The organism is Streptomyces sp. NPDC094143 (assembly GCF_040303825.1).
Lineage (GTDB): Bacteria > Actinomycetota > Actinomycetes > Streptomycetales > Streptomycetaceae > Streptomyces.
Genome location: NZ_JBEOTZ010000011.1, coordinates 212,599 through 222,443, shown reverse-complemented (window position 1 = coordinate 222,443; position 9,845 = coordinate 212,599). Strand labels below are relative to the sequence as shown.

6 protein-coding genes are annotated in these 9,845 nt (G+C 74.0%); all 6 read right to left on the bottom strand.

Going from position 1 to position 9,845, the window contains the following annotated elements:
- Positions 1–91 precede the first annotated feature (91 nt).
- Entirely contained in the window at positions 92–1,945 is a 1,854-nt protein-coding gene (gene asnB, locus ABTZ58_RS17375; RefSeq protein ID WP_351356682.1) for an asparagine synthase (glutamine-hydrolyzing), read from the bottom strand.
- A gap of 47 nt (positions 1,946–1,992) precedes the next feature.
- Positions 1,993–3,558 carry a carboxylesterase/lipase family protein gene (locus tag ABTZ58_RS17370; RefSeq protein ID WP_351356679.1) on the bottom strand — a complete coding sequence of 522 codons (1,566 nt, stop codon included), beginning with the start codon at positions 3,556–3,558 and terminating at the stop codon, positions 1,993–1,995.
- 122 nt (positions 3,559–3,680) lie between these two features.
- A complete protein-coding gene (locus ABTZ58_RS17365; protein WP_351356676.1) occupies positions 3,681–4,943 on the bottom strand; it encodes an FAD-dependent oxidoreductase in 1,263 nt (420 codons plus the stop codon).
- Positions 4,940–6,331 carry an FAD-dependent oxidoreductase gene (locus tag ABTZ58_RS17360; RefSeq protein WP_351356673.1) on the bottom strand — a complete coding sequence of 464 codons (1,392 nt, stop codon included), beginning with the start codon at positions 6,329–6,331 and terminating at the stop codon, positions 4,940–4,942. Before ABTZ58_RS17360 ends, ABTZ58_RS17365 begins: the two co-directional genes overlap by 4 nt.
- Before the next feature lie 8 nt (positions 6,332–6,339).
- Positions 6,340–8,433: a molybdopterin oxidoreductase family protein gene (locus ABTZ58_RS17355; protein ID WP_351356670.1), complete on the bottom strand. Its 2,094-nt coding sequence runs from the start codon at positions 8,431–8,433 to the stop codon at positions 6,340–6,342.
- On the bottom strand, positions 8,426–9,829 hold the full coding sequence (locus tag ABTZ58_RS17350) for a nitrate/nitrite transporter (protein WP_351356667.1): 1,404 nt from the start codon (positions 9,827–9,829) through the stop codon (positions 8,426–8,428). Before ABTZ58_RS17350 ends, ABTZ58_RS17355 begins: the two co-directional genes overlap by 8 nt.
- Positions 9,830–9,845 lie beyond the last annotated feature (16 nt).

Below are 9,845 nucleotides of genomic sequence, written 5' to 3'. Positions count from 1 at the left end.
GGGCCGGGCGGGCCGCGGGGGGCGGGGGGGGGCGCGCGCCGGCCCGCGGGGGGGGCCGCCCGGCCCCCCCCCCCCCGCGCCGGCGGGAGTGTCACCACTCCACGCGGACGTCGTACTCCTTCACCCACGCGTCGAACTCGACCAGCCGCTCCATCACGGCCCGCATGCCCCACAGGCCGCCGAGACCGGCGTAGGACTCGACGGGCCTGTCCAGCAGCTTGCGGATGCCCTCGGCCGGCACGAGGTCGAGCACGGGGGAACCGTCGAGCAGTGCCTCGACCTTGGCGCGCAGGGCCCGCACGTACTCCACGTCCTGGGTGGACGGGTAGGGGCTCTTCTTGCGTTCCAGCACCGACTCGGGCAGGACGTGGGCGGCGGCGGCGCGCAGCAGGCTCTTCTCGCGGCCGTCGAAGGTCTTCATCGCCCACGGCACGTTGAAGACGTACTCGACCAGCCGGTGGTCCGTGAACGGCACCCGCACCTCCAGGCTGGCGGCCATGCTGATGCGGTCCTTGCGGTCGAGGAGGAAGTTCTCCCAGCGGCTGATGTTGAGGTACGACAGCTCCCGCATCCGCGCCTCCTGGGCGGACTCGCCCTCCAGGCGGGGCACTTCGGCGAGCGCCTCGGCGTACCGCTTGGCGACGTACTCGTCGAGGCCGAGCCGGTCCCAGAGGCCGATCTCCTTCATGGTGTCCAGGCCGCCGAGCCGGCGCCAGGCGTCGTACCAGGGGAAGGTGTCGCCCTCCACGGCCTCCTTGTCGAAGAACCAGTTGTAGCCGCCGAAGAGTTCGTCCGCGGTCTCGCCGGACAGGGCGACCGTCACCTGCTCCTTGAGGGCCTTGCACAGGTGGTAGAGGGAGTGCTCCATGTCGCCGGTGGAGATGGGCAGGTCCTGGGCGCGCAGCACCCGCATGCGCACGTCCTCGTCGAGGACGTGGTGGTTCTCCAGCTCGACGATGACGTGCTCGGCGCCGGACTGCCGGGCCACGTCGACGGCGTACGGCGTGTCCGGGTCCATCCAGATGCCGTTGCCGCGGAAGTTCTCCTCGTTGTTCTTGAAGTCGATGGAGAAGGCCTTGATGCGTTCCTGCTTGCCCTGGTCGCGGAAGACCTTCGCGGCGAGGGCGGTGATTGCGCTGGAGTCGAGGCCGCCGGAGAGCAGGGTGCCCACCTTGACGTCGGCGATGAGCTGGCGTTCGACGATGTCCTCGAGGAGTTCGCGGACGCGGGTGACGGTGGTGTCGAGGTCGTCGGTGTGCGGGCGGGCCTCGAGCTGCCAGTAGGTGCGGGTGGTGTGGCCCCCGCGGTGGAAGCGCACGACGGTGCCGGGCACCACCTCGTGCATGCCCTTGAAGATGGCGTGGCCGGGGGTGTTGATGATGGCGAAGATCTCCGCCAGGCCCTCGCGGTCGACGACCGCCTCGGCGTCGGGGTGGGCCAGGATGGCCTTGGCCTCGGAGCCGAACAGCACGCCGTCGGGCGTCGGGTAGTAGAAGAGGGGCTTGACGCCCATGCGGTCGCGGACCAGGAGCAGTTCCTCGGTGCGCGGGTCCCACAACGCGAGGGCGTACATGCCGTTGAGGCGTTCGGCGAAGTGTTCGCCCCACTCCAGGTAGGCGTGCAGGACGACCTCGGTGTCGCTGGAGGTGCGGAAGGCGTGACCGAGGCCGGCGAGTTCCTCCTTCAGCTCGCGGTAGTTGTACACCTCGCCGGTGTAGGCGAGGACGGGCAGGCCGTCGGTCTCGCCGGTGACGTGCATGGGCTGGCGCCCGCCCTCCAGGTCGATGATGGAGAGCCGGCGGTGGCCGAGGATCGCGTGCGGTGAGTTCCACACGCCGCGGTCGTCGGGTCCCCGGCACGCCAGCGTCTCCGTCATGGCCGACGCCGTCGCGCCGTGTGCCGTCAGGTCGTGGTCGTAGGCGACCCAGCCTGCGAGTCCGCACATCGAAGTCCCAGTCCTTTCGTTGCTGTGGTGGTGTGTGGGCGGGGTGTTCAGGGCCGCGGCACCCAGCCGGCGCGGTCCCAGTACGTCAGGTGGGCCTGGGCCGACACCGTGCCGATCCGTGCCACCCGCTCGCCGCCGAGGACCATCACGGTCGGCCGGTCGGGGGTGAACACCGGCCATTCGGGAGCGTGTTCACTGCTCGGTGTCCTGCCGTGGGCGAAGGAGGCCACCAGGTCGATCAGCGCGTTCGAGATCCGCCGCTCCAGCGGTCCGTTCCCGTAGAAGGGCGCGTTGACCGGCAGCGCGAACGTCCCGAAGAGGAACTTCGCGACGGCCTCGTGCGGGGTGGTGCCGGCGTACGGCGGCCTGAGGGGGTGGGCGAACTCCATCAGGTACTGCGGGGAGGCGGCCGGGTCCCGCTCGCGGGCGTGCCGTTCGGCCAGCCGCACGATCTGGTAGCGGAACAGTCCGTCGCCCCACACCTGCGTCCACACCGACACCGGGTCGACGGGCAGGCCCTCCGCCCGCGACGCCCGGCGGTAGTGGGCGACGCAGTCCGCCACCTGCTCGTCGGTGACCTTGGCGGCGCCCTTCTCGAGCACCTCGCGGACGGCCGCGCTCAGTCCGGCCTCGTCGGCCGGGTGCGGGCCCGGGTAGGGGTAGCCGGGGCCGGTGGTGAAGAAGGAGCCCTCGGTGCGGCAGTGGATCGGCATCATGGGGACGCCGGGGGTGGGCAGCGCGTGGTCGTAGCCGCGCATCCACCGCCCGTCGACGACCGGGCCCCGGTACTCCCGGCCGCCCTCCACGAACCGCTCGGTGGGGCGGCCCGCGTACACGTCGTCCCAGGCGTCCCGCAGTTCGGCGGCCGGTACGGCGCGCAGCCCCGGGACGGTCGTGCCGAAGCGGCGCGCGAGGTGTTCGTAGACCCGGCGGGACTCCTCGGGGGTGGTCGAACTGGCGGGCTCCCAGACGTGTTTGACGCTGATCGGGATGATCCTGCGGATGATGTCGCGCAGCTCGGGCAGCAGGGCCAGCTGCCAGGTGCTGGAGCCGCCCGCCGAGGTGCCGGCGACGGTGATGTTGCCGGGGTCGCCGCCGAACGCGCCGGCGTTGTCCCGGACCCAGCGCACGAGCGCGGCCTGGTCCTGCAGGCCCCAGTTGGCGCAGGAGCCCGTGTGCGGGTCGGTGAGCTCCTCGTGCAGTCCCCAGCCGAACGCGCCCAGACGGTAGTTGAAGGTGATGACGACCATCCGGCCGTGGACGGCGGTGCGCGCACCGTCGTAGTCGGGCTCGCTGCCCGCGCCGAGCATCCAGCCGCCGCCGTGAATGTAGACCAGGACCGGCAAACGGCCGTCCACGTCCGGGGTCCACACGTTGGCGTACAGGCTGTCCTCGCTGCTGTCGGGCAGGTAGTCGCCCTGGAGCGAGGCGGCGGCGAAGGCGGTGGCGTCCCGTACGCGCTGCCACGGCTCGGGCGGCCGGGGCGAGGAGAACCGCAACGGTCCCACCGGCGGAGCCGCGTAGGGCACGCCCCGGAAGACGGTGAGTCCGTCGGTCCGCTCCCCCGCCACTCGTCCCGCCGTCGTCCGGACGACCACTGTGCGACTGGGCATCTGGTGAAACCTCACTTCCCGCCTCGGCGCTGCCGGGGCGGCGCGGCGCGCATCAATGGAGCACAGTGATCGTCGCTCCGGTGCCGGGCCGGCCGCCAACCGCCGGTCACTACTCCGTCAAGTCAGGCCGCGTCCGCCGCGCGGCTGCGGTGCGGTGGGCCGCCGGGGTCCGGCGCGGACAGCAACCGGTCGGGGGAAGCGGTCAGTTCGCGGCCGGTCAGGGCGCGCAGAGTGCGGTAGGCGGAAGCGTCGCCGGCGAGCACACCGCCGCGCAGGATTCGCCCCTGCGCATCGAGGACGAGCTTGGCGTACGTGCCGGCGCCGTCGTCGCGCAGGACGTACTCCAGGGCGCCCTCGGTCTCGGCGTGGGCGTCGCCGAAGCTGGCCACGTCGACGCCGAGGAGTTTGAGCTTGGCGGCGGTGTCGGGGTCGGCGAAGGGGGCCGGGGAGCGGCCGAGCAACTGGTCGGCGACCAGTTCGGCCATCCGGTAGCCGGGTGCCACCAAACCGTAGGTGCGGCCCCCGACGGCCGCGCACTCGCCGACGGCCCAGACGGCCGGGTCGGCGGTGCGGCACAGGTCGTCGACGAGGAAGCCGCCGCGTTCTCCCGTCGCGAGCCCGGCGGGCCCGGCCAGGTCGTCGCGGGGACGCACGCCGGCGGAGAACACCACCAGCCGGGCGTCGAGCGCGGTCCCGTCGGTGAGGCGGACCCCTTCGACCCGGCCGTCGCCGCCCGCGCGGATCTCGCGGACGGCGGTGCCGCAGTGCACCCGCAGGCCCAGGCCGGTGACGAGCCGGGTGAGCACGCGCGCTCCCCCGTCGTCGAGCTGCACCGGCATCAGGCGGGGCGCGAGCTCCACGATGTGCGGCCGTACGCCGAGCAGCCGCAGCGCGTTGGCGGCCTCCAGGCCGAGCAGGCCGCCGCCCACCACGACCCCGGGCCCTTTCGCGTGTGCCGCCTCGCGGAGGGCGTCGAGGTCGTCGAAGGTGCGGTAGACGAAGCAGCCGGGCAGGTCGTGCCCCGGGACGGGCGGTACGAACGGACGCGAGCCGGTGGCGAGCACCAGGGCGTCGTAGCGGGTGCGCGTGCCGTCGGCGGTGGTGACCGTGCGGGCCCGCCGGTCGACGCCGGTCACCGGGGTGGCCGTGCGCAGCTCCACCAGGGGGTCGGTGAGGAAGTCGTGGCCGGCGAGGGTGAGGTCGGCGGCGGTCTTCCCCTCCAGGTAGGACGACAGGGCGACCCGGTTGTAGGCGGGACGGGGTTCCTCGGCCAGGACGACGACGCGCCAGGCGCCGTGCCGGTCGTGGGCCCGCAGGTGCTCGACGAGGCGGTGGCCGGTCATGCCGTGTCCGACGACCACCAGGGTGCGCGGGGTGCGGGTCATGGGTCGCTGTTCCCTCCGGTCGCGGATGCGAGGACCAGGCGCACGTCGTCCGCGCAGCCTCCGCAGCCGGTGGTGGCCCGGGTCGCGGCGGCGATCTCGGTCAGGCCGCGGGCGCCGTCGCGCCAGGCGCGGAGCAGGTCGGCCTTGGTGACGTGGTTGCAGTGGCAGAGCACCGCCGCGTCCGGCAGTTCGACGCGGGCGGGTCCCTCGCCGGTCGCGGTGCCCAGCAGGAGCCCGAACCGGTCGGACGGCACCGGCAGGTCGCGCGCGTACAGCTGGGCCAGCGCGGCGGTGGCGCGCGGCAGTCCCACGAGGACCGCGCCCGCCAGCCGCTCCCCGGACAGGGCGAGAGCGGCGTAGCGGCCCCGGGCGGGGTCGGACAGGGTGATGTGCCGGTCGGCCTGCGGCGGTTCGGGCGGGCCGAGGCAGGCCAGGTCGAAGCCGGGCGTCCTCAGTCGCAGCACGGGACGGCCGGCGTGGTGGTGCCTGTCGTGGCCGATGAGGATGTGGGCGAGGGTGTCGGCCTGTTCCCAGGCGGTCGTGGCGAGTCCGGGGACCTCGCCGCCGAACTCCGCGCAGTCCCCGACGGCGTGGATGTGCGGATCGCTGGTGCGCAGGTGCCGGTCGACGACCACCCCCGTGCGCACGGCCAGTCCGGCCCGCCGGGCGAGCGCGGTCTCGGGTGCCACACCGGTGCACAGGGCGAGCACGTCGGCGCGGAGGACCTCGCCGTCGTCGAGGACCAGCTTGCCCGGCCGGTACTCCACGGCGGCGCGCCCGAGGTGGAGGCGGGCACCGGCGGAGCGGAGGTGGCCGGCGAGCAGGGCACCGGCCGTGTGGTCGAGCCGGTCGTCCATGGGGTGCGGCCCGGGGTGCACGAGGGTGACGTCGCGGCCGGCGCGCAGCAGGGCGAGCGCGGTCTCGGTGCCGAGGATCCCGCCGCCGAGCACCACCACCGGCCCGTTTGTGAGCCGTTCGGCGTCGGCGGGGGTGCGCAGGGCGGTGGCGCCCTCGGTGAGCCGGCCGTCCTCGGTGAGCACGCCGGGCAGGCGCGGGATCCGCGGCCGGGCGCCGGTGGCCAGCACCAGCCGGTCGTAGCGGAGTGTCTCCCCGGTGCCGGTGCGCACCAGGCGGCGGGCGCGGTCGACGGCGGTGGCGGTGACGCCGGGCCGGACGCGCACCCCGTCGGGCGGGGCGGGCAGTTGCAGGTCCTGGTCGGTGAGGGTGCCGTCGAGGAGGGAGGTGAGCAGGGCCCGGTTGTAGGCCGGTCGCGGTTCGGCGCCGAGGACGGTGACCGGGCCCGGGTGGCCGAGCCGGGACAGACGCTCGACGAGCCGGTGCGCCGCGGGGCCGTGCCCCACGACGAGGACGTGCTGCGAGTCGGGCATGGCGGGCCTCACGACGCGTCGGTGCCGGGTTCGATCCGCACCGCGCAGACCTTGAACTCGGGCATCTTGCTGCGGGGGTCGAGGGCGGTGCTGGTGATCAGGTTGGCCCGGCCGGTGCCGGGGTGGTGGAAGGGCAGGAACACCGTGTCCGTGCGCATGCTGCCGACCAGCCTGACCCGCGCGACCGTGGTGCCGCGGGCCGAGGTGACGCGGGCCGTGTCGCCCTCGCGCAGGCCCGCGCGTTCGGCGGTGTCGGGGTGGATCTCGACGAACGGCTCGGGGACGGCGTCGTTGAGTTCGGGCACGCGGCGGGTCTGCGCGCCGGACTGGTAGTGGGCGAGGACCCGGCCGGTCGTGGCGTACAGGGGGTGGCCGGCGTCGGGTGTCTCGGCCGGGTCGCGGTGGTCGACCTCGGCGAACCGGGCGCGTCCGTCCGGGGTCGCGAAGCCGTCGAGGAAGAGGCGGGGTGTGCCGGGGTGCGGTTGTCCGTCCGGGAGTTCGGGGCAGGGCCAGTGCAGGCTCTCCCCCGCGTCCAGCCGCTCGTAGGTGATGCCGGAGTAGTCGGCCTTGCCGCCGCGGGAGGCGCGCCGCAGCTCGTCGAAGACCTGGTGCGGCGAGGTCGGGTAGCGGTGGGCCGGCTCGCCGAGCCGGACGGCGAGGCCGTGCAGGACCTCCAGGTCGGTGCGCACGCCCTCGGGCGGCGGGTGCAGCCGGCGGCGGCGCAGCACCCGGCCCTCCAGGCTGGTCAGGGTGCCCTCCTCCTCGGCCCACTGGGCGACGGGGAGGACCACGTCGGCCGTCCGCGCGGTCTCCGAGGGCACGAAGTCGGCCACCACCAGCAGGTCGAGGGCGGCCAGCCGGTCGGCGACGTGCGCGGAGTGGGGCGCGGACACCAGGGGGTTGGAGCCGAACACCAGCAGGGCGCGGGGGCCGCCTTCGGTGCCGAGCGCGTCGAGCAGCTCGTAGGCGCTGCGGCCGGGGCCGGGCAGGGTATCCGGGGTGGTGCCCCAGACCCGTGCGACGTGGGCCCGTGCCTCCGGGTCGGTGATCATGCGGTAGCCGGGGAGCTGGTCGGCCTTCTGCCCGTGCTCGCGGCCGCCCTGACCGTTGCCCTGCCCGGTCAGGCAGCCGTAGCCGCTTCCGGCGACCCCGGGCAGGCCCAGGGCGAGGGCGAGGTTGATGAAGGCCGCGGCGGTGTCGGCGCCCTTGCTGTGCTGCTCGGCGCCCCGGCCGGTGAGCACGTAGGCCCGGCGCGCCTCGCCCAGCAGTTCCACGGCGGCGCGCTGTTCGGCGACGGGGACGCCGGTGACCTGTTCCACGCGCTCGGGCCACCAGGTGACGGCGCGTCGCCAGGCCGCGTCGAAGCCGGTGGTGCGCTCCTGGACGTACTCCTTGTCGCACCAGCCGTCGCTCACGGCGATGTGCAGCAGGCCCAGTGCCAGGGCGAGGTCGGTGCCGGGCACCGGTTGCAGGTGCAGGGCGGCCCGCTCGGCGGTCCGGGTGCGGCGCGGGTCGATGACGATCAGCTCCGCCTTGCGCAGGTGCCGCATCAGCGGGGGCATGGTCTCGGCGGGGTTGGCGCCGGCGAGCAGGATCGCGTCCGCCGCGCCGAGGTCGGCGACGGGGAACGGCAGGCCGCGGTCCAGGCCGAAGGCGGCGTTTCCGGCCGCGGCGGCCGAGGACATGCAGAACCGGCCGTTGTAGTCGATCTGGCTGGTGCCGAGGGCGAGCCGGGCGAACTTGCCCAGCAGGTAGGCCTTCTCGTTGGTCAGGCCGCCCCCGCCGAACACGGCGAGCGCGTCCGGGCCGTGCGTGTCGCGGATCCGCCGCAGGCGCGCGGCGACCGTGTCCAGGGCGGTGTCCCAGTCGACCGGGGCGTGGCGGCCGTCCGCGCCGCGCACCAGTGGTTGGCGCAGCCGGTCCGGGACGCCGAGCAGCGCGGGCGCCGTCCAGCCCTTCTGGCACAGGTGGCCGTCGTTGACGGGGAAGTCGGAGGGTTCCACCACGGTCCCCGAGGCGTCGTGGCCGAGGCGGGTGCCGCACTGCAGGGCGCAGTACGGGCAGTGCGTGGCCACGCCGGAGCGCGGCGCCGTGTCAGGCACGGGTGACCTCCGAGGACTCGGCGGCCCCACGCCCGGCCCGACGGGGGTCCCGTGCCTCGCCCGGCACGGTGCCGTGCGGGGCGCGCAGGTACACCAGGCGGGTGACGGTCACGCACACCGCGTAGAAGGCGAGGAAGAACCAGAAGGCGGGCTCGCCCGTGCCCTGGCTGCCGTAGGAGGCCCGGAAGGCGAGGTTGACGACGACGCCGCCGAGCGCGCCGACGGCACCGGCGATGCCGATGACCGCGCCGGTCAGGCGGCGGGCGCGGGCGAAGGCCTCGGTCGCGTCGTGGCCGGCGGTGACGGCGGCCTCCGCCTGCCCGGCGAAGACGACCGGGATCAGCTTGTACGTGGACCCGTTGCCCAGGCCGCTGAGCACGAACAGCACCGTGAACACGGCGACGAACAGGGCGAGGGAGTGGTGGGCCGAGGCCACCAGCAGCAACAGCGTGCCGGCGCCCATGGCGAGGAAGTTCCAGAACGTGACCCGGGCTCCGCCGAAGCGGTCGGCGAGCCGGCCGCCGAGCGGCCGGGACAGCGAGCCGAGCAGCGGACCGAGGAACGTGTAGCCGACGGCCTCCAGCGGGGTGGAGCCGAACTGGTTCTGCAGCACGAGACCGAAGGCGAAGCCGTAGCCGATGAACGAGCCGAACGTGCCGAGGTACAGCAGCGAGATCCACCAGGTGTGCGGATTGCCCGCCGCCTCGCGCAGCACGCCGGAGGAGGCCGGGCCGGTGTCGACGTTGTCCATGCCGAGCGCCGCGAGCAGGGCGGCCAGCGCGATCAGCGGCAGGTAGGCGGCGATGACGTAGGCGGGGTGGGTGTCGCCCGCGGTGGCGATGACCAGCAGACCGACGAGCTGGATGACGGCGACGCCCAGGTTGCCGCCGCCGGCGTTGAGGCCGAGCGCCCAGCCCTGGTGCCGCCGGGGGAAGAAGTGGGCGATGTTGGTGGTGGAGGAGGCGAAGTTGCCGCCGCCGACGCCCGCGGTGGCGGCGATGAGCAGGAACACCCACAGGGGCGTGCCGGGCCGCTGGACGAAGTACAGCGCCAGCAGTGCCGGTACGAACAGCAGGGCCGAGCTGAAGACGGTCCAGTCACGCCCGCCGAACCGGGTCACGGCGTGGCTGTAGGGCAGGCGCAGCAGCGCGCCCACCAGAGTGGGGGTGACCACCAGCAGGAACTTCTCGCTCGGGGCGAAGCCCAGGCCGATGGCCGGGGACATGAACAGCACCAGGACCGACCACATGCTCCAGATCGAGAAGCCGATGTGCTCGGAGAGGACGGACAGGACGAGGTTGCGTCGTGCGACGTGCTTGCCGGTGCGCTCCCAGAACTCCTCGTCCTCCGGGTCCCAGTGCTCGATCCGGCGTCGGGAGGCGCGCAGTGCCGTCATCGGGGCAACTCCTCGG